Annotated in this window: 27 protein-coding genes and 1 pseudogene; 9 read left to right on the top strand and 19 right to left on the bottom strand. The window is 71.6% G+C overall.

What is annotated here, in order from left to right; all coding sequences use genetic code 11:
• Nucleotides 1-8: 8 nt before the first annotated feature.
• From ACFYZA_RS15640 to ACFYZA_RS15580, 13 genes are all read right to left on the bottom strand, one after another.
• Nucleotides 9-1,070 (bottom strand): ATP-binding SpoIIE family protein phosphatase, encoded by a 1,062-nt coding sequence (locus ACFYZA_RS15640; protein WP_382585175.1) that lies wholly within the window; start codon nt 1,068-1,070, stop codon nt 9-11.
• The gene (locus ACFYZA_RS15635) at nt 1,058-1,480 is read right to left on the bottom strand and encodes an anti-sigma regulatory factor (RefSeq protein WP_382585172.1); all 423 of its coding nucleotides are present in this window, start codon (nt 1,478-1,480) and stop codon (nt 1,058-1,060) included. The genes ACFYZA_RS15640 and ACFYZA_RS15635 overlap by 13 nt, the downstream gene beginning before the upstream one ends.
• The gene (locus ACFYZA_RS15630; RefSeq protein ID WP_382585169.1) at nt 1,477-1,848 is read right to left on the bottom strand and encodes an STAS domain-containing protein; all 372 of its coding nucleotides are present in this window, start codon (nt 1,846-1,848) and stop codon (nt 1,477-1,479) included. Before ACFYZA_RS15630 ends, ACFYZA_RS15635 begins: the two co-directional genes overlap by 4 nt.
• Entirely contained in the window at nt 1,845-2,696 is an 852-nt protein-coding gene (locus ACFYZA_RS15625) for an STAS domain-containing protein (protein WP_388490774.1), read from the bottom strand. The genes ACFYZA_RS15630 and ACFYZA_RS15625 overlap by 4 nt, the downstream gene beginning before the upstream one ends.
• A 187-nt stretch (nt 2,697-2,883) precedes the next feature.
• Entirely contained in the window at nt 2,884-3,327 is a 444-nt protein-coding gene (locus ACFYZA_RS15620) for an ATP-binding protein (RefSeq protein ID WP_382585686.1), read from the bottom strand.
• 178 nt (nt 3,328-3,505) lie between these two features.
• Entirely contained in the window at nt 3,506-4,894 is a 1,389-nt protein-coding gene (gene pcaB / locus ACFYZA_RS15615; RefSeq protein ID WP_388490772.1) for a 3-carboxy-cis,cis-muconate cycloisomerase, read from the bottom strand.
• A complete protein-coding gene (locus ACFYZA_RS15610; protein WP_388490770.1) occupies nt 4,891-6,861 on the bottom strand; it encodes an FAD/NAD(P)-binding protein in 1,971 nt (656 codons plus the stop codon). The genes pcaB and ACFYZA_RS15610 overlap by 4 nt, the downstream gene beginning before the upstream one ends.
• 432 nt (nt 6,862-7,293) lie before the next feature.
• Entirely contained in the window at nt 7,294-8,781 is a 1,488-nt protein-coding gene (locus tag ACFYZA_RS15605; protein ID WP_382585157.1) for a UDP-N-acetylmuramoyl-L-alanyl-D-glutamate--2,6-diaminopimelate ligase, read from the bottom strand.
• 558 nt (nt 8,782-9,339) lie between these two features.
• Nucleotides 9,340-10,527 carry a DSD1 family PLP-dependent enzyme gene (locus ACFYZA_RS15600; RefSeq protein WP_388490768.1) on the bottom strand — a complete coding sequence of 396 codons (1,188 nt, stop codon included), beginning with the start codon at nt 10,525-10,527 and terminating at the stop codon, nt 9,340-9,342.
• Nucleotides 10,524-11,255 carry an ornithine cyclodeaminase family protein gene (locus ACFYZA_RS15595; protein WP_388490767.1) on the bottom strand — a complete coding sequence of 244 codons (732 nt, stop codon included), beginning with the start codon at nt 11,253-11,255 and terminating at the stop codon, nt 10,524-10,526. Before ACFYZA_RS15595 ends, ACFYZA_RS15600 begins: the two co-directional genes overlap by 4 nt.
• Before the next feature lie 10 nt (nt 11,256-11,265).
• Nucleotides 11,266-11,931 (bottom strand): transcriptional regulator, encoded by a 666-nt coding sequence (locus ACFYZA_RS15590; protein ID WP_388491017.1) that lies wholly within the window; start codon nt 11,929-11,931, stop codon nt 11,266-11,268.
• A gap of 221 nt (nt 11,932-12,152) precedes the next feature.
• Nucleotides 12,153-12,371: a hypothetical protein gene (locus ACFYZA_RS15585; RefSeq protein ID WP_388490765.1), complete on the bottom strand. Its 219-nt coding sequence runs from the start codon at nt 12,369-12,371 to the stop codon at nt 12,153-12,155.
• Between the two features lie 194 nt (nt 12,372-12,565).
• On the bottom strand, nt 12,566-12,739 hold the full coding sequence (locus ACFYZA_RS15580) for a CsbD family protein (protein ID WP_167151788.1): 174 nt from the start codon (nt 12,737-12,739) through the stop codon (nt 12,566-12,568).
• Nucleotides 12,740-12,976: 237 nt separating this feature from the next.
• Here ACFYZA_RS15580 and ACFYZA_RS15575 point away from each other — a divergent pair, with 237 nt between their 5' ends.
• The 3 genes from ACFYZA_RS15575 to ACFYZA_RS15565 all read left to right on the top strand — a co-directional run bounded on the left by ACFYZA_RS15575 (nt 12,977) and on the right by ACFYZA_RS15565 (nt 14,366).
• Complete coding sequence (locus ACFYZA_RS15575; protein WP_100575597.1) at nt 12,977-13,138, top strand: hydrophobic protein; 162 nt, start codon at nt 12,977-12,979, stop codon at nt 13,136-13,138.
• A 316-nt stretch (nt 13,139-13,454) separates the two neighbouring features.
• Nucleotides 13,455-13,802, top strand: a complete 348-nt coding sequence (locus tag ACFYZA_RS15570; protein ID WP_382585148.1) for an STAS domain-containing protein — start codon at nt 13,455-13,457, stop codon at nt 13,800-13,802.
• A gap of 168 nt (nt 13,803-13,970) precedes the next feature.
• A complete protein-coding gene (locus ACFYZA_RS15565) occupies nt 13,971-14,366 on the top strand; it encodes an ATP-binding protein (protein WP_388490762.1) in 396 nt (131 codons plus the stop codon).
• 94 nt (nt 14,367-14,460) lie between these two features.
• Here the strand turns inward: ACFYZA_RS15565 and ACFYZA_RS15560 are convergent, their stop codons facing one another.
• The 3 genes from ACFYZA_RS15560 to ACFYZA_RS15550 form a co-directional block, all read right to left on the bottom strand.
• Entirely contained in the window at nt 14,461-15,333 is an 873-nt protein-coding gene (locus ACFYZA_RS15560; RefSeq protein WP_388490759.1) for an RNA polymerase sigma factor SigF, read from the bottom strand.
• Between the two features lie 98 nt (nt 15,334-15,431).
• Complete coding sequence (locus tag ACFYZA_RS15555) at nt 15,432-16,343, bottom strand: YihY/virulence factor BrkB family protein (protein WP_382585139.1); 912 nt, start codon at nt 16,341-16,343, stop codon at nt 15,432-15,434.
• Between the two features lie 110 nt (nt 16,344-16,453).
• Nucleotides 16,454-16,894, bottom strand: coding sequence for a MarR family winged helix-turn-helix transcriptional regulator (locus tag ACFYZA_RS15550; protein WP_388490755.1), 441 nt, complete (start codon nt 16,892-16,894; stop codon nt 16,454-16,456).
• 119 nt (nt 16,895-17,013) lie between these two features.
• Between ACFYZA_RS15550 and ACFYZA_RS15545 the strand changes: the two genes are divergently transcribed.
• A complete protein-coding gene (locus ACFYZA_RS15545) occupies nt 17,014-17,571 on the top strand; it encodes a quercetin 2,3-dioxygenase (RefSeq protein ID WP_388490753.1) in 558 nt (185 codons plus the stop codon).
• Nucleotides 17,572-17,619: 48 nt separating this feature from the next.
• Here the strand turns inward: ACFYZA_RS15545 and ACFYZA_RS15540 are convergent.
• A pseudogene (locus ACFYZA_RS15540) lies at nt 17,620-18,039 on the bottom strand (phosphatase); the annotation flags it as partial.
• A gap of 184 nt (nt 18,040-18,223) precedes the next feature.
• Here ACFYZA_RS15540 and ACFYZA_RS15535 point away from each other — a divergent pair.
• Together ACFYZA_RS15535 and ACFYZA_RS15530 are read left to right on the top strand one after the other, a co-directional pair.
• Nucleotides 18,224-18,895, top strand: coding sequence for a DUF998 domain-containing protein (locus tag ACFYZA_RS15535; protein WP_388490750.1), 672 nt, complete (start codon nt 18,224-18,226; stop codon nt 18,893-18,895).
• Nucleotides 18,892-19,572 carry a TetR/AcrR family transcriptional regulator gene (locus tag ACFYZA_RS15530; protein ID WP_388490747.1) on the top strand — a complete coding sequence of 227 codons (681 nt, stop codon included), beginning with the start codon at nt 18,892-18,894 and terminating at the stop codon, nt 19,570-19,572. The genes ACFYZA_RS15535 and ACFYZA_RS15530 overlap by 4 nt, the downstream gene beginning before the upstream one ends.
• 15 nt (nt 19,573-19,587) lie before the next feature.
• Here ACFYZA_RS15530 and ACFYZA_RS15525 read toward each other — a convergent pair whose 3' ends face one another.
• Nucleotides 19,588-20,595 (bottom strand): M56 family metallopeptidase, encoded by a 1,008-nt coding sequence (locus ACFYZA_RS15525; protein WP_388490745.1) that lies wholly within the window; start codon nt 20,593-20,595, stop codon nt 19,588-19,590.
• A 4-nt stretch (nt 20,596-20,599) separates the two neighbouring features.
• Complete coding sequence (locus tag ACFYZA_RS15520) at nt 20,600-21,040, bottom strand: BlaI/MecI/CopY family transcriptional regulator (RefSeq protein WP_382585118.1); 441 nt, start codon at nt 21,038-21,040, stop codon at nt 20,600-20,602.
• Nucleotides 21,041-21,211: 171 nt separating this feature from the next.
• Between ACFYZA_RS15520 and ACFYZA_RS15515 the strand changes: the two genes are divergently transcribed.
• The 3 genes from ACFYZA_RS15515 to ACFYZA_RS15505 all read left to right on the top strand — a co-directional run bounded on the left by ACFYZA_RS15515 (nt 21,212) and on the right by ACFYZA_RS15505 (nt 24,051).
• Nucleotides 21,212-22,600 carry a glycosyltransferase gene (locus ACFYZA_RS15515; RefSeq protein WP_388490743.1) on the top strand — a complete coding sequence of 463 codons (1,389 nt, stop codon included), beginning with the start codon at nt 21,212-21,214 and terminating at the stop codon, nt 22,598-22,600.
• Nucleotides 22,597-23,409 carry a polysaccharide deacetylase family protein gene (locus ACFYZA_RS15510; RefSeq protein WP_388490741.1) on the top strand — a complete coding sequence of 271 codons (813 nt, stop codon included), beginning with the start codon at nt 22,597-22,599 and terminating at the stop codon, nt 23,407-23,409. The genes ACFYZA_RS15515 and ACFYZA_RS15510 overlap by 4 nt, the downstream gene beginning before the upstream one ends.
• Nucleotides 23,410-23,520: 111 nt before the next feature.
• Nucleotides 23,521-24,051: a hypothetical protein gene (locus ACFYZA_RS15505; RefSeq protein WP_388490738.1), complete on the top strand. Its 531-nt coding sequence runs from the start codon at nt 23,521-23,523 to the stop codon at nt 24,049-24,051.
• The last annotated feature ends 33 nt before the right edge of the window (nt 24,052-24,084 follow it).

The raw sequence follows: 24,084 nt of genomic DNA, 5'->3' as shown, positions 1-24,084 counted from the left end.
TCCGCCGGTCACCAGGCCCCCTTGACGACAACCACACTGGCGTCGTCGCGCCGTACCGCCGCTTCGCGGAGCAACTGGCCGGCCATGACGAGCGGAGTGTGGTGCAGGAGACCGGGCAGCGCCGTGTGGTCCCAGCGTTCGGTCAGCCCGTCGGAGTGCATGACCAGGGCGCCGCGTTCGGGCAGCGCCTCCTCGAAGGTTCGCAGGCGCCGCATGTGCGCGCCGACGATTCCGGGGGCCGAGAGGAGCGCCTTGCGGCCGTCGTCGCCGACGAGGAAGCCGCTGACATTGCCGATGCCGCAGTACAGCAACCGGCCCGCGTCGGGCTCGATCCGGGCCACGGCGACGGCGCCGCCACGGGTGCCCTGGAGTGCTCGGTGTATGGCGCCGAGGACTCCTTCCGGGCTCGACTCGGACGTGGTCTCGAAGGCTTTGACCGCGGCCTCGCTGGCACGTGCGGCGAGGGGCCCGTGCCCCAGGCCGTCACACAGCATGGCCAGGATGACGGGCCGCCCGGCGCCCTGGTCGACGCCGCGCACCGCCCATGCGTCCCCGCACACGCTCTCCCCGCTGATGGGCCTGGTGACCCCGGCGGCGAAGGAGGATCCGGGCGAGGCCACGGCCGCCCTGCCGTCCAGGGAACGCGGCCAGAACTGGGCCGCCATGACCGTGCCGCGGCCCGGGATGGAGTGCAGGTCGAAGTGGTCCGCGAGGCGGGCGACCGCGCCGAGGCCGATGCCCAGGGTGCCCGCGCTGGACGCCCCGTCGGCGAGGGAGGCGGGCACGTCCGTCATCCCGGGCCCCGAGTCGACGGTGAGGAACTCGACGCCGGCCTCGCCGGCCTCGCGCACCACGCGCAGCAGCAGCGCCCCGTCCACCGCGTGGCGGTGGACGTTGGTGGCTGCCTCGGTGACGGCGAGGGCGACCTCGGCCGCGCGGTGGGTGCTCAGACCGACCCGGCGGGCCAGCGCGGCGGCCGCCCCGCGAGCGGCGGCCGCGAGCGACGCGCCGTCACGGAACCACGCCACGTCCTCGCTGGCCAGAACCGTCGTAGTAGTCATCGGACCCACTTGATGATGGTCACGACCGTGCCTTCGCCGGGCGCGGTGTTCAGATCGAAGTCGTCGACCAGACGGCGGGCGCCGCTCAGCCCGAGCCCCAGCCCGCCGCCCGAAGTCCAGCCGTCCGTCATGGCCTGCTCGACATCGGGGATACCGGGACCGGAGTCCTCGAATATGGCGGCGACGCCCCGCTTGCCACCTCGGCTGACGGTGCCGGCCTTGACCGTGCCCCCGCCGCCGTAGATGAGGGTGTTGCGCGCGAGCTCGCTCGCCGCGGTGATCATCTTCGTCTGGTCGACCAGCGACAGACGGCACTCCTGGGACAGCGCCCGGATGGCTTGGCGGATGTGCACGAGATCGCCACTGCGTGCGATCGGGTAGACCCCCGGCTCCTCCCCCGCCGTCCAAGGCGCTTTCACTGCAAGCCCGAACTGGCGGACCGGTTCAGCTTCGCCAGCCCCTTCTCCAAGTCCAGTGCCGTGCTGACCCCGCCGAGCGAGAGGCCGAGCTCGACGAGGGTGATGGCCACGGCCGGACGCATGCCCACGACCACCGTCTCGGCGTCGAGCACACGCGAGATGGAGGCCACCGTGGCCAGCATCCGGCCCACGAACGAGTCGACGATCTCCAGCGCCCCGATGTCGATGATGACGCCCGTGGCCGACCGCGCGACGATCTGGTCCGCCAGGTCCTCCTGGAGGTTCAGAACCGTCTGGTCCTCCAGGTCGAACTGCACGGAAACGATCAGCGTGTTCCCGATCCGGAGGATCGGAATGCGCTCGCTCATCGCTGCACGCTCTGGTGGGAGATCGTGTCGACACCGGACCGGCGCAGGGCCAGCTTCAGGGCGTCCGCGAGGCTCGCCTTCGTCACGATGCCGTCGAACTCAATGCCCAGGGCAACGATGGTCTGCGCGATCTGCGGGCTGATGCCGGACACCGTGCACTCGGCACCCATCAGACGGGCGGCGACGATCGTCTTGAGCAGGTGCTGGGCGACCTGGGTGTCCACCGCGGGGACACCGGTGATGTCGATGATGGCCTGCTCGGAACCGGTGTCCACGAGGGCCTGGAGGAGCTTCTCCATGACCACCTGGGTGCGCGCCGAGTCCAGCGTGCCGACCAGCGGCACGGCGATGACCCCGTCCCACAGCCGGACCACCGGCGTCGACAGTTCCAGAAGCTGCTCCGCCTGGGCGGTGATGAGCTCGTCGCGCGTCTGCGTGTAGGTCTCGACGGTGAACAGACCCAAGCCGTCGAGAATGCGCCCCAGCTGAAGATAGGCACGCACCACTTCGGCGCTGCCGTCCTCGAGGAGCGGTTCGAGAACTCGCTTGAGCGCGAAGACGCTGATGGCCGTCTCGCTCGGCGAGAAGCCCTGCCGCGCCCTGTTGCGCGACAGTTCGGTCAGCAGTGCGCGAACCTCCGACATCTGCTCGGAGTGAACATCGGTCGCACCCTGTCGCAATGCCTCCACGAGCGCGTCGTACAACTCGCGCAGCTCACGGTCGAGCTCGGCCTTGCCCACGCGACTGCCCAGCGTCCCCGACACCTCGCGAACCCACGACGAGGCCAGGTCCTTGTCATCTACCGACAGGATTCCCACCAGGTCCACAGCGCTGTCTCGCTTCACCATTCAGGCGCTCCTTCGGTATTCATATATTCGCGTCAGAGCTGACCCATGCAGCGTACGGCACACAAGACCCCCGTCGTCACGGTCCGCCAGGCCGCTCCCCCGCAGGAGTTGAAAAGTCGGTCTGCCATCTCCTGCGGCGGTGCCGGAGCGCGTGCCGCGCGGCCGCGCATCCCCGGCGGGGCGGGATTCACATGAGGTCGTCGGACAGGGCGATGCGGGTCGTGACGCGTTTGCCCACCGGCTCGCGGCTGACCTCGAAGCTGCGGCAGACGCCCATCACGATCTCCAGACCGTGCTGGCCGACCCGGCCCGGGTCCGTCGGGCGTGCCATGGGAAGCGTGGACTCGCTGTCCCAGACGCTGACCTCGACGGCGCCGTCGCTCACCTGAAGGTCGAGCAGGCAGGGCCCGGGAGCGTACTTGTAGGCGTTGGTCACCAGCTCGCTCACCACCAGCTGGACGGTGCCCATCACACGTGATGACACCGGGATCCCGTGGACCGACTGGACCTCGGCCAGAAAGCGACGCGCGACATCACGGGCCTCCGCGATGGGCTCGTCGCCACCGAATGTAGCCGCCGACCATATCGGCCGGTCCGCCGTCACGCGCCGGACCGCGTCATTGCACACCATCTGATCCACACCGCCATCCCCGTTCCACACATGCCCAGGTCTGGCCTGCTACCCCGATATGTGTCCCCCACACACTCCCCGCCCCACCTTCTCCCGGCCGGTTCCCGTCACCCCTGGGTCCTCCCCCGTCTCGCGTGCGGGAGACGGGGTCCGCGGTCCCTCACGCGACGGTCTTCGATCAGCGGTCGACCGCCCGGTCGACGAGCACGCCCGCCAGGCCCGTGTACGCCGTCGGGTCGCAGAGGGCTCCGAGCTCCTCGTCTCCGATCAGGCCGGTCAGCTCGGGGGTCCCGGCCAGCACCTCGGCCAGCGGACGGCCGGTCCGCTGGGCGAGCGCCGAGGCCTCGCCGAGGATCCGCTTGGCCACCACCTTGCCGAGCTTGGGGGCGAGTACGGCCACGATGCGCTCCGACACGATCTGACTACCCGTCAGCCCAAGGTTGGCGAGCATCTGCTCCGGCCGGACCTCAAGCCCTTCGGCGAGCTCGACCGCCGTGTGGGCGGCGCCGCCCGTGAGCCGCAGGCACTCGCGCAGCAGCTGCCACTCCGCATGCCAGGCCCCGCCGGAGCGCTCGTCCTCGGAGAGCATGCACTGGGTCAACGCCGAGGCCAGGGCGGGCACTTGGAGGGCGGCGCTGCGGATCAGGGTGGCGAGTACGGGGTTGCGCTTGTGCGGCATCGCGGAGGAACCGCCGCGTCCGGCCACGAACGGCTCGGCCACTTCGGCGACCTCGGTCCTGGTCAGCGACTGCACATCGATCGCGATCTTGCCAAGGGCCCCCGCCGTGAACGCCAGAGCCGCCGCCAGGTCCGCCATGGGCGTGCGCAGGGTGTGCCAGGGCAGTACGGGCCGGGCCAGTCCCGTCTCGGACGCGAAGGCCTCGACCAGCCGGTCCAGGTACTGCCCGGGGTCGGTGGATTGCGCACCGTCAAGGCGTGCGTACTCGAGGTACCCGGCAAGGGTCCCGGCCGCGCCGCCCAGCGACACGGGCAGGCCGCCGTCCAGGACCTGGGTGATCCTCTGTTCCGCGTCCAGGACCAGCTGACGCCAGCCCGCCGCCTTGAGGCCGAAGGTGGTGGGGACGGCCTGGAGAGCGAGGGTGCGCCCGGCCATCACGGTGTCCCGGTGCCGCACGGCCAGCTCGGCGAAGGCCGCGGCGGTCCGGGCCAGGTCGCCCCGGATGATGCGCAGTGCCCGCTGGGCGACCAGCATCGCGCCGGTGTCGAAGATGTCCTGGCTCGTCGAGCCGCGGTGTACGTATTCGGCCGCTGTCGGCTCTTCGGCCGCGACCGCCCGGGTGAGCGCCGCGACCAGGCCGACCACCGGGTTGGCCGTCTCCCGCGAGGCCAGGGCGATCTCCCGGACGTCGAAGCGCTCGGCCCTGGCGGAGCGGGTGATCGCCTCGGCCGCCGGACCGGGGAGCGTACCGATGCGGGCCTGGGCCCGGGCCAGGGCCGCCTCGGCGTCGAGCATGGCCTGGAGCCAGGCGCCGTCCTCCACCGCCGACTCCGCCGGCGTTCCGGCCCGGACCGGCGAGAGCAGTCCGGAGTCAACGTGCGTGTTCATACGATCACCTCTGCAAGACGGGCCGTCGCCGACCGCTCGGGATCCCGGGCCTGATGTCCGGGGGTGGTGGCGAGTACGGCTCGGGCGATGGAGTCGGCGTCGGCGAGTGTCATCGAGTCCACCCCGGGCCGGGTGCCGGCCGCGGTCACCCAGTGCACCCCCTCGGTGGGGACACCGTAGGCGAACCGGCGCGGGTGGGCGGCCTGTTGGGCGTCGAGCAGGCGGTAGGGGCGCTCGGTTACGGCCAGGCCGCCGGTCTCGTAGCTCCGGCCCGCTTCGGACGCGATGCGGTGGGGCGTCGCCTGGCCGGTGGTCAGCAGGTGCAGCAGCAGGGGATCGGCCGTGCGGCGCAGGTCCGGCTCGGGCAGCCGGGCCTCGATCAGCACCCGGGCCGATACGGGCGCGCCGGGTATGAGCGAGGAGGTGGCCACGAAGGCCGACTGCTCGGCGTCGATCCGAACGCAGGTGTCAGGACCGGTGAGTTCGAGCACACCGGCTTCGATCAGTGCCGCCATCTCCTCGATGCGCGAGATGGGCGGGCCGATCGAGAGGAAGGCGTTGAGCGGGGTGTACCAGGCGTCCAGTTCCACCTGGTGGGAGTCCCCGTTCAGGCCGCCGTGATCGACGGCGAGCCTGATCTCGTTGCGCAGGTCGCGCAGCACGTCAAGGGCGGCCTTGAGCGGATTGCTGAGGTTTCCCGCCCGGGCCTGTCGGACGTCCTCGGCCAGGTGGTCGAGCAGCCAGCGCCGGAAGGCGTCGCGGTCGGCGAACTCAACTCCCAGGTAGGGGTGGGCGAGACGCTGCCAGTTCCAGCGGTCGGCGCCGGCGATCCCGTATCTGTCGAGCAGACCGGGCAGCAATTCGGACGCATCGGCCAGATAACAGGCGACGAACTCCTCCCGCTCCGCATCCCGCCCCCGGGAGCTGAGAAGCGTCCCGTAGTAGACGCTCTCCACCTCACGCGCGATCAGCGGCCAGAGATCGGTAATGAAGCCGAATTGCCTGCGGCCATCGGCACTTTGGCGGATTTTGTCGATGTGCTCGGCCGTCAGGAGCCGTGGAATGTAACGGCCGAAGGCGCCCTTCTCGTTCTCCCCGCGTGCGTGATGGGGAATTCCGCGTCGCGAACTCGCGTACAGCCGCGGCTCCCGGCCGCTGGGCCGGTAGACCAGCCGGTCCCCTGTCCGTACGAAGCTGCCGCCCCGGCCTGCCGTCAACAGGGCCATCAGATCGAAGAAGTTGAGGCCGAGCCCGCGCAGCAGGACGTTCTCACCGGCCTCGATCGAGCTGAGGTCCAGGTCGGCCGGGTTCGCCGGGGTGAAGTAGGCCAGGCGGTGGCCCCGGGCCAGGAGACCGGTGAGCTCCTCGCGGGGCGTCGGGCGCGTCGGCACATGGCCCTGCGCCAGGACGACCACGTCCAGGCCGTCGATGCGGCTGCCGTCCTCCAGCCTGACGCTCTGCGATCCGGCCGCACTTCCCCGGCTGTCGAAGAGGGCGACCGCGCGGGAGCGGTGCGTCTCGACGGTGACGTGTTCGGGAGCGCGGGCGACCACTCGCCGGTACGCGGCCTTCAGGTACTGCCCGTACAGGGCCCGCGTGGGGTACGAGTCGGGGCCGAGCCCGCTCACCGCGTCGAGGGTCCGCTGGTCGTGGTCACCGCCGCGGCCCGCCTCCGCGACGGTCCGGGCCCACTCGTAGAGCGTCGGCCCCGGCTCGACCGGGCCGTCGATCCGGCAGCTCAGGTCCGTGTAGAGCGTGATCTGCGAGGCCACGGTGTTCATCAGCAGGTCGGGCGACTGATCGGTGCGCCAGACCGAGCCGGCCCCGGCCGGATACGGGTCCACCAAACGTACGGTGACGGCCGAATGCGCGGGCGCGGCACGCTCGTTGGCGCAGAGTCTCTCCAGCACCGACAGGCCTCGCGGTCCGGCACCGACGATGCATATCTCAAGGGGGCGAGGGGGCATGGCGGTCATCCCCTCCCGGCGCCGGCGGGTACCGCGACGGACCCGGCGGGCTTCTCGCGTGTGGGGTGGGCCTGGTCGGCGCGCGGAGAGGTGCGCTCCGGCCTTTGGGGATGGGCCCTGTGGTACTGCCGCGCGGCAGCGGTCGGCATATTCATGAGGACGAGCATGGCAAACAGTCCTACGTGATCACGCCACCTGCCAAGTCGTCGACAACGAAGGTGATCATCGTCATGCCCTGGGTGCCGGCGCCGCCAGCGCCGCCGCGCGGGGGGCGGGACGGGTGAGGCGCCGGGCCCCGCCAACTCGGTCCACCGGTCCGGGAGATACCGGCGGTACGGGGACCTCGCGCGCGCGAAGGCGCTGCCGGCGGCAGCACCCCACGTCGCGCGACGGACCCGGACCCGGCCACCCAGGGTCCGGATCGGCGGACAACTACGCCTGTGCGGAGGCGAGTTCGCGTACCGTCGCCATGTCGCTGAACGGCAGCAGCTCTTCGCCGACGATCTGGTACGGCTCGCTTCCCTTGCCCGCGATCAGGACGATGTCGTCCGGCTCCGCGACGGACAGGGCGAAGGCGATGGCCTCGCCGCGGTCGGCGTACCGCTCGAAGCGAGTGCCGCTCGCCACCAGGCCGGGCGTGATCTGGTCCAGGATCGCCGCGGGGTCCTCGTTGCGAGGGTTGTCCGAGGTCAGGACGACCAGATCGGAGTGGGTACCGGCGATCTCGCCCATCTGCGAACGCTTGGTGGTGTCGCGGTCGCCGCCGCAGCCGAAGACGGTGATCACCTGGTGGGTGGCGAATTCCCGGATGGCGGTGAGCACCTTGTCCAGGGAGTCGGGCGAGTGGGCGTAGTCCACGATCACGGACGTGCCACGGGGAGTCTGGAAGCGCTCGAAACGTCCCGGTACCGGGGGCATCCGCTCCAGTGCCGCGATCAGCCCGGCGAGGTCGTGCCCCAGGAGGTGGCAGGCCGCCACGGTGGCGAGGGCGTTGGCCACCGAGAACCGTCCGGGGACGGGGATCGCCGCCGGGTACTTGCGTCCGCCGTGGTGCAGCGTGAAGCGGGTGCCGAAGGCGTCCATGCTCAGCTCGGTCGCCCGGAAGTCCGCCTCGGCGTCGAGGGCGTACGTGGTGACCTCGCCCGGCATCATCGCCCCGATCCCGGCACCCACCGGGTCGTCGGCGTTGACCACCGCCCGGCGGCACAGCCCCTGGAACAGGCGCAGCTTCGCGTCCCGGTAGTTCTCCATCGTGCCGTGGTCGTCGAGGTGGTCCTGGGTGAGGTTCGTGAAGATGCCGACGTCGATGAAGGCGTGGTCCACGCGGTGGTGCAGCAGGCCCATCGAGGTGGCTTCCAGGACCACGGTGCTCACCTCGCGGTCGCGCATCTGCCCCAGCAGGTACTGGAAGTCCGGCGATTCCGGTGTGGTCAGCACCGAACGCGGCATGGGGATCAGCGCGTCGCCGATCCGGTTTCCGGCCGTGCCGATCACGCCCACCCGCGCGCCTTCGGCGAGCCGCAGCACGGATTCCACCATGTAGGAGACGGAGGTCTTCCCGTTGGTGCCGGTGACGGCCACCATGTCCATGTCCCGGCCAGGCTCGCCGTAGTAGCGGGAGGTGACGAACGCCGCCGCCGTCCGCGCGTCGGGCACCCGCACGACACACACGGCGGCCTCCGCCCACACCGAGGCCGGGAGGTCGGGCGTCGCACTGTCGACGAGCACGGCGACGGCGCCGCGCGCCAGGGCGGGCCCGACCGCTTCGGGGCCGCCTTCGCGGTGGCCCGGCACCGCGATGAACAGAGCCCCCGGCGAGACGCGGTGCGCGTCGAAGCACGTTCCCGCGGTGATCTGCGTCTGGGGGTCCCCCAGCAGCACCTCGTGGTCGTACCCGGCCAGCAACTCGCTCAACTTCATGGAGGTCCTCTCGGTGGTGCGGGCCGGTCGGACGTGCGGCCGTCACCGACAACGGGGACGACACGCGCCGAGGAGCCGCGGGAATGGTGCGGGGGCGTGCGGGAGGTGCGCGACGGACGGCTCAGTGGTGTGAGCGACCGCGGAAGGCACGCGAACCGAAGAACTCGCACGGAAGCGAGGGCGCGGAAGACCCAGAGCGCTCTGCGTGCGGAAAAGAGGACGGACATCGGATCCGTGGGAGAACGGCCGACTCAAGCTAGCCAAAACCGTGCAGCGCGCGACAACGGATGCGCGGCGCGGTGGGACACAGCGCGCGCGGGGCGCCACTCAGGCACTCTCTCACCGCGCATGTGCGACCCATGCTTGGAGTGTACGTCCCATGGCGCCGCCCCGGTCCCACCCACGGACCGGGCGGGACACGCGGCTGGACGCGGGAGCCCCGGTTCGGGCACGGCACCGCACCGGTCGACGTGGGGGTCGTCTCGACGCCGACTCGTCGTGGCACGTGCGCCCGCCCGTACGCCGCCGGCCGACGGCGTACGGGCGGGCGCACGTGGTTCACCAACCGGACACGCGCGTCCAGAAGTCCTCGATCTCCGGCGCGCTGTCCGGGGTCCGGGCGCTGTCGATGACGTGGTAGCCGTGGTGCTGGGCGGCGGTGGCGCACGCGTGGTTGGGCAGGACGCGCAGCCGCGTGCCGATGGGCAGGTCGGGCAGACGGGCGCCGTCGCGGGTGGTGAGCGTGCCGTGCTCCTGGCTGGCGGCCGTCATGACCAGGTCCGGGATGAGGTTGCCTTCGATGTCGGCGACCAGGCCGTAGCCCTGGTCTTGTGCCTGGGCCGAGGTGCCCCGGTCGCGGGACATCGCCATCCAGCCGCCGTCGGTGACGAGCCAGCCGTACTCCGGACGGTGTCCGATGACGGTGACGACGACCGACAGCGCGAGGTCATCCACGCGGCAGACTCCGAGGCCGGCCATCACCAGGTCGAAGAAGACGTAGTTGCCCGCGCGCAGTTCGGTGACGCCGGTGAGGTCGTCGGCCGCATGCGCTGTGGGAGTGGAACCCACGCTGACGGTGGCCACGGGCAGGCCGGCCGCGCGCAGCCGCTCCGCCGCGCCGACAGCGGCATCGCGCTCGTTCTTCGCCGCCAGGCGCTGTTCCTCGGCGGTGTAGGCGAAGTACGACTCGCCCGCGTGGGTCAGCACTCCGTCCAGGCAGCCCGCGTCGTGCAGGATGCGGCCGACCTCGACGAGCTCGGCCGCACCGGGCTTGAGGCCGCCGCGGTGACCGTCGCAGTCGACCTCGATCTGGGTGGGGACGGGGAGGCCTGCCTGCCGGGAGGCCTGGGCGACGGACTGCGCCTGCTCGGCGCTGTCCAGCAGGAGGCGCAGGGTGACTCCGCGGCCCGACAGAGCGAGAACGCGCGGGAGTTTGTGGGGGTCGATGCCGACGGCGTAGGTGATGTCGGTGTAGCCGCCGTCGGCGAACGCCTCGGCCTCGGCGAGGGTGGAGACGGTGATGGGGCCGGGCGTCCCGTGGTGCAGGGAGGCCGCGACGCCGAGGCTCTTGGCCGTCTTCACATGGGGACGCAGCGCAACTGCGAGGCGGTCGGCTCTGGTTGCCAGCCGTTCGATGTTGCGCCGCATCCTGTGGGCGTCGACGACGGCGAACGGGGTGTCGGGATCGGCCAGCGTCCGGGCGGCGTCGGAGCGGCCGGCGTGCGGCGGGGTGTGCACAGAGGTCACAGGGAGATGTCCATCTTCTTCAGGAGGGCGAGGCCCAAGTACAGGTCCTGGACTCCGATTCCGGAGCTGTCGAAGACCGTGATGTCGCTGTCGTCCCTGCGCCCCGAGACGCGGCGGATGAGGACCTCGCCGAGCGGAGTGAGGACCGTACCGGCGGGAGCGTGCTGGCTCTCGCCCATGCGGCGGGCCTGTTCGGGGAGGTCGCAGAAGACGCGGGCGCGGGCGAACAGTTCGGGCGGGAGTTCCCGCTTGCCGGGGGCATCGGCACCCATGCAGGAGACGTGCGTACCGGGACGGATCCACGCGGCATCGAACAGGGGCGGAGTGTCGACCCGGGCGGTCGTGACGGTGACGACGACATCGGCCCGGGAGCAGGCCTCTTCGGCGCCCGCGCCACGGGAGTTGTACCCCCGGGCCGCCAAGGCGGCAGCCGTCCGCTCGCCGCGCTCGGCGGTGTCCTTCACCCCGGCGTGGGTCGCGGATGCGGAGGGCTTGAGCGTGAACCGGTTGCGCGGGTCGGACCCGTGCACCGCGAGACCGGGCAGGACGGTGCCGCCCACCGTCGCGGCGAAGGCGGCGCGGGCCGCTTCGAGGGCCAGCTCCTCGTCGACGTGCGCGGCGGTCTGCTCCTCGGTGAGGTGCAGCAGAGGGCGCGCCGCCACTGCCCGGCCAGGGCCGGGGCCCGACGGAGCGGGCGCCGGGTCGGCGGTCGGTCCTGCGGCGGTCACGGAGTGCCCCTCACTTGGTGTAGTTGTAGACGGTCGCCCGGGACACGCCGAGCAAATCCGCGATGGCCTGTGCGGCGTCCCGCGAGTCGAAATAGCCGTCCTGGTGCAGCTGCCGCACCAGCGCCCTCTTGTCCTGCCGCCCCAGCGAACGGGGCGTCGCGCCACGCTCCGCGGCCAGCTCCTCAACCGCTCGCCGCAAGGCCCGCGCGTTGCGGTCCCGCAGGGTCTCCAGGGGCTGCTCGCGGTACTCGGTGTCCGTGGCCACGAGGTTCGACAACGCGAGCGTCACCGGTGACAGCACCGAGACGTCGAGGTTCAGGCAGAGGGCGGCGATGTAGCGGCCGGCGGCGTTCTTGATCCCGATGGACGTGCTCTTGGCCGGGCGGCCGTCGGGGAACCGGTTGGGATAGTTCTGGATCACGCTCGGGTACTCGGGGTCCTCGATGCGGGCCAGCCCCAGCTCCGTGGCGGAGTCGCCGACCTCGCGGCCCGAGAGGTTGTTCTCGATCACCCTGATCGCATGCTGGGGATCCCGCAGGTCGTGCAGGACCACCTCGCACAGGCCCGGGAACATCCGCCCCAGCGCGACCGCGATCCCCTCGGCCTCACGGATGAGGTGCTCGTCCTCGTCCGTGGAGACCGCGGCATCCGCAGCGTCTGAAGCGTCCGAGGAGATGACGTCCTCGCGCTCGCGCCCCTCCGCACCACCGTCCGTCCTGCGTGGCACAAGACCTCCTCCGCCGCATCCACCATCTAGATTATTAAGTCAACTCTAGACCATGAATCCAAACCAGCGTCTCGGTGGTGGCCCCGCGCACGAGGGCCCGGGGGCGCCGAGACCGGGCGGCGAGGACCGAAGCGGGCGGACGGGTCCCCCCGCCCGAAGCGGGACCGCGCCTATTCCTCGCCCGAGGTCCCCTTCCAGCCCCGGCGCCGGTTCTTCCGCGAGTCGCGCACCAGTTGGCCCGCGGCGAGCGTCACCGCCGCCACCCCCCGGGCCCATCGGGGCCCGCCACGCTCCGCCCAGACGACACACGCACACCCGCCGACGACGAGCACCAGGACGCCGACCAGTACCAGACCGATCATGTTCTCCACCCCTCCGAGGCCTTCCATGGCAACAAGTCCACTACATCTACCCCGCAGCCCAGCACAGGCCAAGCTCCGGCTCATGACAGCGGCCGGATTACCCAATCCGCTTTGTCGTCGGGCAAGTTGCGGAACTCCTCGGACATGCCTGTGGCCGGGTCCGCGTCAATTGACGCTGACCCGGCCACAGGCATGTTTTTCGGAGCGGTGTCCGTCAGTCCTCAGTCCTTGAGAACGTCCTTGACCTTTTCCTTGGCGCCACGGGCGTCGCCCTTTACCTGCTCGCCACGGCCTTCGGCCTCCAGGCGCTCGTTGCCGACCGCGCTTCCGGCCTTCTCCTTGACCTTTCCCTTGGCCTGCTCGACCTTGGACTTGGCCTTCTCGTCGCCTGCCACAACACTCAACTCCCTTGAACCACTGGGGGGATTCCGCTCGATAAGGCGGATGTCCCCGATCCCGCGACCCAAACCGGCAACAGCCCGATCCATTTTCCGCCGATCCGGCCGGCTTGGCCTTCCGGCCCCCCGGACTAGGGGAAAGACAGTTCCCGGCCAAGAATTTCGCAAACAGGCGCATCGAAGTTGTGTGGGCCCATCGCGCTGGGGCATTCGGTGGCTCGGAGGTTGATAACTATGGTTCCCCTGCTTCTCGTTCTTCTGCTCGCTCTGATCCTCTTCGGTGCGGGCTTCGCACTGAAGGCCCTGTGGTGGATCGCGATCATCGTGCTGGTCGTCTGGCTGGTCGGCTTCGTCGCCCGCCCCAAGGGAGGAAGCGGCCGCTGGTACCGCTGGTAGCCGCCGGTCGCCAAACGCATCACGTGTGGGCTCCCCGCCCGATCAGAACGGCGGGGAGCCCACACGCATGTCGGTCTCCGTGGGGCGCGGAGATGCGCACCGCGAGGCCAGGCCGGGGTGCGCCCTGGTCGGCGGGCTCTCAACTGCCCACTTCACCCCGCACCTGGCATGATCAAAACCAAGGCCGGAAAGCGCTTACTGGATGTCAGATCGGCCCGAGGAGGAATATGCCGCCGATTCTCGGGCACCCCAGAGCAGAAACTGGCTGGCGAGAGGGGTTCGATCCGATGTCTGGCCCCGATGTGAGGATGGCACCATGCATGCGGCCTTCGAGAAGAAAGTGCACGTCGCGCAGCATGGGCAGGTCTGCGTGATCACCGTGCGCGGCGAGATGGACTACGACGACGCGGAGGCGTTCCAGGCGGCCTGGGACGCGGCCGACCGCGCGGCGCTGCCCACCACGGCGGTGGACCTGACCCAAGTCACCTTCGGTGACAGCATGCTGCTGGGTGCGCTGCTCAACGCCAGGCGGCGCCACGAAGCCGATGGCCGCGACCTGATTCTGGTCGGCCCGCTGCAGCCGGCCGTCATCCGCCTGCTCGCCGTCACGGGCATGCGCGATTACTTCACCATCGCCGACACCGGCCCCGCTCCGATCAGCTAGCACCTGGGCCTCATGGATGGGACGACAGCGGGTAAGCGAACCACCGCGAGGGACGACACCCAGTGACAGAGTCCCGTGCCGGAACACCGAGGACCGACCCATAAGAGGAGCTCTATGGTCACCCCACTGAGGAATCGCGCATCGGGCGCAGGGGACGCCACGGCGCCCTTGCGTTACAGCGCCACCTGGGACACGACAGAGCTGTCGATCGCCGACGCCCGTGATGCCGTACGCACGCTGCTGACCCGGGCCGGGCACCGTCCCGACGACCGGCCGGTCCAGGACGCCCAGCTCGTCGTCAGTGAGCTGGTGACCAACGCGCTGCGCCACGCGCCCGGCCCGGGCCACCTCTCCCTGGAGGTGCTGCCGGACGCCGCCGAGCTGCGCATCACGGTGCGTGACAGCTGTCCCGAGCCGCCCGAACCGCGCGCGCCCAATCCGCTGCGCATCGGCGGGCACGGTCTCATCCTGGTGACCCGGCTGTGCGACCGGCTGCGTACCGTCGCCCTGGACAACGGCAAACAGGTCGTCGCCCACCTCCGCCTCGGCGAAGCCGTCAACTAGCTTGCGCCGTCTGTCCGTTCGGGGCTCCGGCGTACTGTCCGCGCGGCTCCGTCCGCCGCCCGAGGTCCGGGTCGAGCTTCCCCTGCCTGGCGTTTCAGTGCTGGGCGAGCATGCCCTCGCGCAGCCGCGCGAGCGTGCGTGACAGCAGCCGGGACACCTGCATCTGCGAGATCCCGAGACGGTCGCCGATCTGCCCCTGGGTGAGTTCTTCCACGAACCGCAGGTGGATGATCTGCCGGTCCCGTTCGTCGAGTGCGGCGATCAGCGGGGCCAAGGAGTGGAAGTCCTCCACCAGCTCCAGTGCCTGGTCCTCGACGCCGAGGAAGTCCTGCAGGGCCGACTCGCCGGATTCGCTGCCGCCGATGGTGGCGTCCAGGGAGGCGGAGTTGTAACCGTTGGAGGCGAGGCGGGCCTCGCGGACCTCCTCCTCGGGCAGGCTCATCAGGTCCGACAGTTCCTTCACCGTCGGAGTGCGGCCGAGCCGGCTGTGCAGTTCCTCCGTGGCGCGCGCGAGCTGGACGCGGGCTTCCTGCAGCCGGCGCGGAACGTGCACCGCCCAGGTGGTGTCGCGGAAGAACCGCTTGATCTCGCCCGTGATGTAGGGAACGGCGATCGAGGTGAACTCGGCCTCGCGGGACAGGTCGAACCGGTCGATCGCCTTGATCAGACCGATCATGCCGACCTGGACGATGTCCTCCATCTCCTGCGCACCCCGGCTACGGAACCGGCCGGCCGCGAAGCGGACCAGAGACATGTTCATCTCGATCAGCGTGTTCCGCGCGTACTGGTACTCCGGCGTCCCCTCCTCCAGCACCGCAAGGCGGTCGAAGAACAGCCGGGACATCTCGCGGGCGTCCTTCGGCGCGAGGCGGGAGGCGTCGACCACCACAGGCAACTCACCCAACTCGCACGCCCGCGTGTCCGTTGCCGTTGCCGTTGCCGTTGCCGTTGCGCCGATGAGCGCCATGACTGCTCCTCCCGCCATCGAAGTCAGATGCCGCTGACGACCTTACGCGCCCGTCAACGCGGCCCGATTACCCCCACATTTTGCATCCATGCCTCTCTTCACTCAAACGAGCGAGGAGATCCTTGACGGTCCTGGCGCGCCGACGGCAGACGACTCAGGGTGGCGTTGAACTGGGCACCCACCAGGAGGGCGAGGTTGCTGAACCAGAGCCAGACGAGGAACACCACCACGCCGGCCAGGGAACCGTACAGCCGGGTGTACGACGCGATGTGGCCCGCGTACAGGGTGAAGAGCGCTGACGCCGCGTACCAGAGGACGACGGCGAGCACTCCCCCGGGCAGGCCTCGGCGGACGCCGCGCGCCTCGGCGGGGCCGGTACGGAAGAGCATGAACACCAGGACCGCCACGACACCCAGCAGTACGGGCCAGCGCAGCGCTCCCCACGCCCCGTTCCCGTGCGCTCCCACCAGCGAGGCGGCCCGACGGGCGACCGGGCCCGAGATCACGATGACGGCCGAGCCGGTCAGGAGCAGGGCGAGGAGCAGGAGTGCGGTGGCGACGATGGTGTGGGCCCGGCGCAGGGTGGGCCGGGTGTCGGGCATCTGGTGCATCGCGTGCAGTGCCCGCCGGAACACCGCGAGGTAGCTGGAGGCCGACCACAGTGCGCTCACCGCGCCGGTCGCCACCAGGACCCACACCGTGGACTGGGTCGCGGTCATCTGCCGGAGCGCGTCCCGCAGCGCGCTCGCCGATTGGGCGGGCGCGTAGGAGGTGAGGTCGTCGATGAGCCGGTCGGTGGCCTGCGGGGCGGCCAGACCGATCGCCGAGACCGCGACCAGGAGCGCGGGCACGAGGGCCAGCAGCGCGTAATAGGTCAGCGACGCGGCCCAGTCGGACACGTTGTCGTTCCAGACGGCCACGGCTGTGTCGCGCAGTGCGGTACGCAGCCGCCTGGCTATGGGGGTGACGCGAAGACGGCTGTCGGCGGCTGAGCGGGACGGGGGAGGCACGTGCCTGTTTCTCTTTTCATGCATCGGAGCGTGGCTCTTCGAGTAGCCACCACAGTGTGTTCCATGCACGGTGACGCGACGTAGTCCCCCTGTGCGCGGCGCGGGGCGGCTCAGCGAGAGGGAGCGGGCGGGTCGCCCCAGTTCGCTTCGAGCGCGGAGCGCAGCGCGTCGGCCGCGTCCTTGCCGATCCGTGCGGCGAGGTGCCCCTCCAGCCGTTCGAGGATCTCGGTTGCCCGGCCGTGCGCGCGCTCGCCGTCGGGGGTGCGGCGGATCAGCCGCCGACGGGCCGAGCCCGGATCGGGGACCTGGGCGAGCAGCCCGGCATCGACCAGACCGTGCACGGCCTGGTGCGCGGTCTGGCGGGTGACTCCCATGCGCCGCGCCAGTTCGGAGACGGTCGTGCCGCCGTCGTCCAGTACGGCGAAGAGCTGGGCCTGGGTCGGCGAGACCGGCGTGGCACCCGCCGCTTCCATGGCGGCGAGCAGACCTTCCTCGAACCAGCGCCGGGCGTCGGTGAACAGCTGAGGGAGGCTGCGGCGGGTGGACTGCATCTGATCCTCACGGCTTCTGCGGTAGGGACGGCGCGGTGCGACGGGGCGCCACTTGCCTGCGGACCATTGTAATGTCAGGCTGCCTGACATTCGCCCTGGCAGTCGATCGAGGAGACCGCATGACCATCGAGTACGCCACCCGCTACCGCACCGCCTCGCGGATACCCGCCGATCCGACCAAGCCGTACTTCATCGAGAAGGGCGAGGGCGACCGGGCCCATCTGTTCGGCGATCTGATCACCGTCTACGCCGGCGGGGAGCAGACCGGGAACGCGTTCAACTTCTTCACCGTGGAAGGCCCCAAGGGCGATCTGATCCCGGCTCATCTGCACCCCGACACGCACGAGGTCTTCTACGTCACGCAGGGCGCGGTCCGGCTGTTCGTCGAGGACACCGAGGGCAACCAGCAGGAGAAGCTGCTCACTCCGGGCGACTTCGGCTTCGTGCCGCAGAACTGCGCCCACGCGTACCGCATGGAGCGCCACCACAGCCAGGTCGTCGGTGTCGCGGCGGGCCCGAGCGGCACGTTCGAGCGGTTCTTCGAGAGCCTCGGCGCCCCGACCACCCGGCACGGCCTCCCGCCGGAGCCCGTCGTCCCGGAACGCGAGAAGTTCGCCACGGTCCCGGAGCAGTACGACGTACGCTTCCTGCCGGATCAGCGCTGGCTGACGCACTGACAGGGGCGCCAGGGCTCGGCGACCGGGGAGAGCGGCCGGGGCGCGGTCTCACCTTCGGGCGCGCGCCATCGACATCAGCAGCGCGTGGGTCTCCTCATCGGCGGCGGCGACGAGTCCGCGCCCCGCTTAGCCGAGCGGGGCACCGTCGACCCCGGTGACGACGCAGCCCGCGGCAGACACGACCCGGGGGCGGAGGCGTGCGGTGAACTCGGGGTGCGCCAACAGGTCAACTCCCCGGAATCCGAGGGCACTTGGGAACGACGGGTCCAGGTTGACGTCCACCAGCCGCCTGGCGGGCGAGGGCGTCAGGGGTGCGTCGTCGGCTCCGGCCCGCCGCACTCGGGCGACCCTCCCGTCGGCGAAGAAGGTCTCGCCGCTGAACGGGTCGGCCACCGCCGCCGCTCCGTCGCGCAACGCCACGTTGACGGCCACCAGCATGTTGCCGACGGCGTAGTTCAACGCGCCGCAGTACCGAGGCGGAGCCGTCGCTCCGCCGGCCCCGGAAACTCGCGGCACCCCTGCCGTGGACCGTGCGGGCGGGCCCGCCAGGAGGCCCTCATCGGCGGAGCACCATAAGCGGATTGATCTATCCACTTAGTGCTACAGTTCCGATGTCCGGGACGGACCCCCTGACGACCGGAATGGAGCGCCCATGTCGCGCAGAGTCTGGCTTCCGCTGGGAGCCGTCGTCCTCGTGGTGAACGCCGTGCAGTGGGTGGTCAGCGAAGGAGTCACCGCGGCGGCCTGGACCGATCCCCCCTACAGCTACGCCTCCAACTACGTCAGCGACCTCGGCGTGCCCGACTGCGGCACGCGGTTCCAGGGCCGCGACATCTGCTCGCCGGACCATGCGCTGATGAACGCGTCCTTCATGGCCGAGGGAATCCTCTTCGCGATCGGCGTCGTACTGCTCGCCCGCCTGGTCACCGGTGGCACCCGGCGTGTCGTCGTCGGCCTCGCCCTCGCACACGGGGTGGGCATGGTGCTGGTCGGGCTGTTCCACGGGTCGCGGGGCGGCGTGAGCGTCGGCCTGGCCATCCACGGAGGTGCGGCCGCGGTCGGCATCCTGTGCGCCAACACGCTGGCGATCATCGCGGGATCCCTGCCCTCCCTCGGTCTCCCGTGGGCGTACCGCGTGTTCAGCATCGCGGTCGGCGCGTTGGGCCTCCTCAGCGAGGCGTTCGTGGGTGTCTCGGCGGGCACGGCCGGGGTGTTCGAGCGCGGCGGTGTCTACTCGTGGCTGCTGTGGAGCTGCGTGACGGGCGTCCTGCTCCTGGCCGGGCGGTCGCGTCGGCCCGCCGTGGTGGAGAATGTCGCGGTGTGACCCGGGAGCCCCAGCGCCCGCTACGAGCGGACGCCGAACGAAACCGCCAACTGATCATGCGGACGGCAGAGCGCCTGATCGCGCGGCGAGGGTCGGCCGTCACCCTCAACGAGATCGCGCGCGAGGCCGGCGTCGGAGTCGGCACGGTGTATCGCCGCTTCCCGGATCCGCAGGCCCTGATCGACGCCCTGTTCACGGAGCGCTTCACCACGTTCCTGCACCTCGCGGCGGTGGCCGAGGAACAGGCGGAGCCGGGACGGGCCCTGCGCCAGTACATGCTGGACGCGGCCCAATGGCGGGCCGAGGACCGGGCGTTGGAGACCATCCTCGCCAACGCCGGCACCGACGCGGAGCCGATCGCCCGCATGCGGGACGAACTCGGCCGCCGGGTGGACGGCCTGGTACGGGAGGCGGTCGCGGCGGGCAAGGTCCGCGAGGACTTCGCCGCCGCCGACGTGTACGCCTTCCTGTACATGATCGGCGCCGTCGCCGACCGCACCCAGGACATCGACCCCGCCGCCTGGCGTCGCTACGCCGAAGTCCTGCTGCTCGGCTTCGGCCTGCAACAGGCCCCCGCCGCGCACACCTCGGCACTGAGCGACGACCAGATCCGTCGGACCTGGCCCGGACCCGCCACCCAGCAGACCGACGGCACGGACCGGGCCGGCCGGCCCTAGCCGGTCCGGCTGCCGCTAGGAGCGGTGCTCGTCCCTGTGGTGCGGACGGCAGTGGAAGGCGGGCTCGGCTCGCGGAACACCCCCGGGCTGCACGGCAGTCGCCCCGAGGAGTTCGACGCACCGCACCCGCTTCGCGCTGTCGACGAGTTCATCGCTGTCCGATGCCGCGTTGGCGAGGCTCGCACAGCACACCGCGAGCAGGAGGGCGCCGACCGCGAAGGGCAGCCTTCGGCGAGCGGGAGGCGGTGCCAGCAAGGCCCGTACCCGCTGGGGCACTTCGCCACCGGTGGCGGCGAGAAGCCCCGGGCTCGGCGCGCCGGCGGCCGCGAGGGCGGCACGCCCGACGGCGCGGGCCACCACCGCACGGTCGCCGACGCGGGCCGCGGCCTCCTCGTCGGCCCAGCGCTCCAGGGCGAAGGCGCCGGCCTTGGCCAGGGGGCGCAACAGGGGGTTGAGCGCGGCGGTGAGCTGCCAAAGGCCCAGGAAGAGGTAGTGCCTGGCGCGCAGATGGGCCCGCTCGTGCGCCAGGAGCGCCGCGCGTTCGTCGTTGCCGAGCCGGCGCAGCATGCCCCGGGACACCACGATCCGACCGGGCGCGCCGGGCAGCGCGAACGCCAGCGGGGCGTCGTCGTCGAGCACGGTCAGCTCGGTGTCGCCGGGCAGTTCGGCGCACTCCTTACGGACTCGTACGATCTGGCGGATTTGCCGGAATGCGGCCACGCTCAAGTTGCCGACGCCGGCGGCCAGGACGACCGCGCCGGCTGCCGCGACCGTGACGTACACCGGATCCTGGGCGCGCAGCGCGGCGGCCGACCAGTGGCCCTCGGCCGCGACTTGGGGGATCTGCGCGATGCCGGTGAAGGCCAGCAGGGCGAGCGAGCCCGCCCAGCCGACCGCCGTGACGAGCGCCGCGCAGGCCAGGGCCCAGGCCGCGGGGCGTGGGGTGAGCAGGCGTGCCATGCGCGGCGCGAGCACGGCGAGGACGGTCGTGACGACGAGCGGCACGTAGACGCTGATCAGCACCGGCTCACCGGCCGCCGTCGAAGTGCTCGCCCCGCGCGTCCCGAGCGTCCCGGGCCTCGTGGCCGGCCAGCAGCTGTTGCAGCAACTCCTCGTCCTGCGAGGAGAGTTCGGACACGAAGCGGGCCAGCACCGCCTCACGGTCGGAGCCCTCCTCAAGGACGGACCGCATGCGCCGGGCGGTGTGCGACGCCTCGTCCCGGACGGGCGCGTAGGCGTATCCCCGGCCCTCCCGGTGCCGCACGAGCAGGGCCTTGTCGTGGAGGCGGGACAGGATGGTGAGGACGGTCGTGTAGGCCAGGTCTCCCGGCAGCCGCTCCATGACCTGACGGGCCGTCAGCGGACCGTCGGCGGCCCACAGCGCGGCCAGCACATCGCTCTCCAGCGCGCCGCGCGCCCGCCTGCCGGGACCGGCAGCCTCTTCACCCTTCGGGCCGTCCACCACCATCCGCCTCCTGCCACCCCTCGCCACTCAGGTCCGATCACGCGTCTCCGATCGCGCCGACAGGCTACCCCGAGCACCTCCTACTAGTTGTAGGAGGTATGCTCCGGGCTTCGACCTGCGAGCTACTACATCTTGTAGAGTTTCCGCGCTCTCCCGATGGGCGGAGGACCACCCATGCCCCAAGCCGGACGCACCCTTCCCCGGCCCGCGCCCGCCGGCCCGCCACCGCGCCCGCGCGGCGAGGCGGCCCCCGCAGGCCGGATCGCGATCGTCTCCGCGAGCATCGGCGCGGGGCACGACGGCGCGGCCGCCGAGCTGGCACACCGCCTCACCGCCGACGGCTTCACCGTCGACCGCCACGACCTCCTGGACCTCCTGCCCGCCCGCTTCGGCCGGGCCGTCCAAGAGGGGTACCACCGCCTGCTCGTCCGGGCGCCGTGGGCCTACCAGCGGATCTACGCCGGTACCGAGCGCGCCGGAGGGGGCGGCCCGGTGGCGCGCGCACTGCTGCGCACGGCCGAGAGCCGTCTGCTCAACGCGCTCGCGCCGGGCACGGGTGCGGTCGTGTCCACCTATCCCGGGGCCAGCCGTGTGCTCGGCAATCTGCGCCGGTCCGGGCGGCTGGCCGTCCCGGTCCTCACCTACCTGACCGACTTCTCGGTGCATCCGCTGTGGGTGGCGGACGGCGTGGACGTGCACCTCGCCGCCCACGCCGTGCCCGCATCCCAGGCCCGGGCCGCCGGAGCCCTGGACGTGAGGGTGAGCGGCCCCGTCGCCGACCCGCGCTTTTGGCCGTGCGACCGTCGTGAACGCCTGCGCGCGCGGGCCCGGTTGGGGCTCCCGCCCCACAGCCCGCTCGCCCTGCTGGTCGCGGGATCCTGGGGCGTGGGCCCGGTGCGGCAGGTGGCGCGGGAGGTACGCGACTGCGGCGCCGCCGTACCGGTCGTCGTCTGCGGACGCAACGAGACCCTCGCCGCCCAGCTGCGGGCCGACGGTATCGAGCACGTCTACGGCTGGGTGGACGACATGCCCGGCCTGATGCACGCCGCCGATGTCCTCGTCCAGAACGCGGGCGGGCTCACCTCTCTCGAGGCGTTCGCCGCGGGCCTGCCCGTCGCGAGCTACCGCTGCATACCGGGCCACGGCCTCACCAATGCCGCGGCCCTGGCCGAGGCGGGTGCGGCGGTGTGGATAGAGGACCCCGCCGACCTCAAGGCCGCACTGAACGACCTGATCGACGGGCCGCTCGGACCCGAACGGCGAGCGGCGGGCCTCGCCCTGTTCGCCAGGCCGGCGGACGAGGGCCCGGCAGCGGAGATAGCCCGCGTGCACCGGTCGGGGCTCCGCCCACTGCCCGCACGCCCCGTCGTTCACCGCCGCCGCGCGTCACGCCGGCTCGCCGCCACCGCCTTGGCCGCGTGCACGGTCTGGGCGTGTGCCGTCGGCACGGCGGTCGCCACGTCGTACGGAGAACCGGGGCTGGCCCGCGCCATCGGCCACGGTCTCGACCTGGACGATTTCGCCCGGCACCAGGGACCCCACGCGGAAGGCCACCACTCGTGATCGCGGCGCGCGCCTTCCGCACGGCCGCCCTGGCCGTCCTGCCCGCACTCGCCGTGGTCCACGCGGCCCCGGCCATCTCGACGTACGGGCCGCTGCGCAACCGGGCACTGCCCCGACTAGCGGGCCGAGGCCGCCCGGACCATGTGGCCCTGACCTTCGACGACGGCCCCGACCCTCGCTCAACTCCCTTGTTCCTGAAGCTACTTGAGGAGCGCCAGACCCGTGCCACCTTCTTCCTGCTCGGCACCCAGGCCCAGCGCTCGCCCGGGCTGGTCCGCGAAATCGCCGGCGCGGGCCATGAGATCGGCATCCACGGGCGGCTGCACCGCCCGCTGATCCTGCGCGGCCCGCGCGGCACGTACGACGACTTGGCCCGCGCCCGCGACACGGTCACGGCGATCACCGGCCAACAGCCCACGCTCTTCCGGCCGCCGTACGGAGTCATGTCGGGCGCGGCGCATCTGGCGTGCCACCGGCTCGGCCTCACGCCGGTGCTGTGGACCTGCTGGGGCGAGGACTGGAGGGCCCGGGCCACCCCGGCGTCCGTCCACCGCACCGTGACCCGCGATCTGGCGGGCGGCGGCACGATCCTCCTCCACGACTCCGACTGCACATCGGCCCCGGACGCCTGGCGCTCCGCTCTGGGCGCCCTCCCCCACATCCTCGACACGTGCGCGCAGCGGGGGCTTGCGGTGGGGCGGCTGTGCGACCACGACGTGCCGCCGGCCCGGCTGCCCCGCGAGGGACTCGTGGCCCGGGTCGAGGGCCGGTCCGGCGCCGTCGCCCCCTCGGGGCGACCGTCGCGGTGAGCGGCCGGTCCGGCCGAGCCTCTCTCGCACCCTGCGGCCGGATCTCGCGTACGCGCCCTCGGGGGCGGGCAGTCCCGGAGTCAGTCTCCGCCCGCTGGGTACCCGGGATCCATGTCCGGACTACACGCACGTCCTTCGAGCGTCCCCCACCGTCCCGCCCCCGAGGCGGAGACCTCCCCTCACACGGGGAGGCACCGGCGGCGGAGGGGGCTGGGCAGGCGACTGCGCCGCAGGCTCTTCGCCTACCGCGACATCGAGTTCCTCTCCACCCATGTGCCGGGCGCCCCCGGGCCCGGTGAGGAGCGCCTGCTCCTGGTGCACATTCGCAGGGTGGTCGGCCAGATCCACTACCGCACCTGCGGGCTGTGCGCAGAAGGCACGATCACGGGCATCGACATCGAAGAGGACCTCCACCGCGCCGGGCTCGACACCCGCGCGCTCTCCCACCTGCGGTCCCGCCACCCCGGCATCACCTGGCACAGCACCCGTGCCCTGCGCACCCGACGCGACCTGCTGCGGCGCATGCGCATCCCGACCGTCGGCGCCGACAACGCGTGCGGCCACGCCGAGCGGCAGGGCGACTTCCTGGGGGCCGAGGGCTCGGCTTCCGTCGTCGCGGACCGGGGCGCCCTGAAGCCGTAGAGGCGGAGGCCGCTTGTGCCAGGCCCGGCTCCG

Origin of the sequence: Streptomyces sp. NPDC001828, assembly GCF_042892175.1 — a bacterium.
GTDB lineage: Bacteria > Actinomycetota > Actinomycetes > Streptomycetales > Streptomycetaceae > Streptomyces.
The sequence above is the reverse complement of the archived record's forward strand: the minus strand, read 5'-3'. Positions and strand labels throughout refer to the sequence as shown.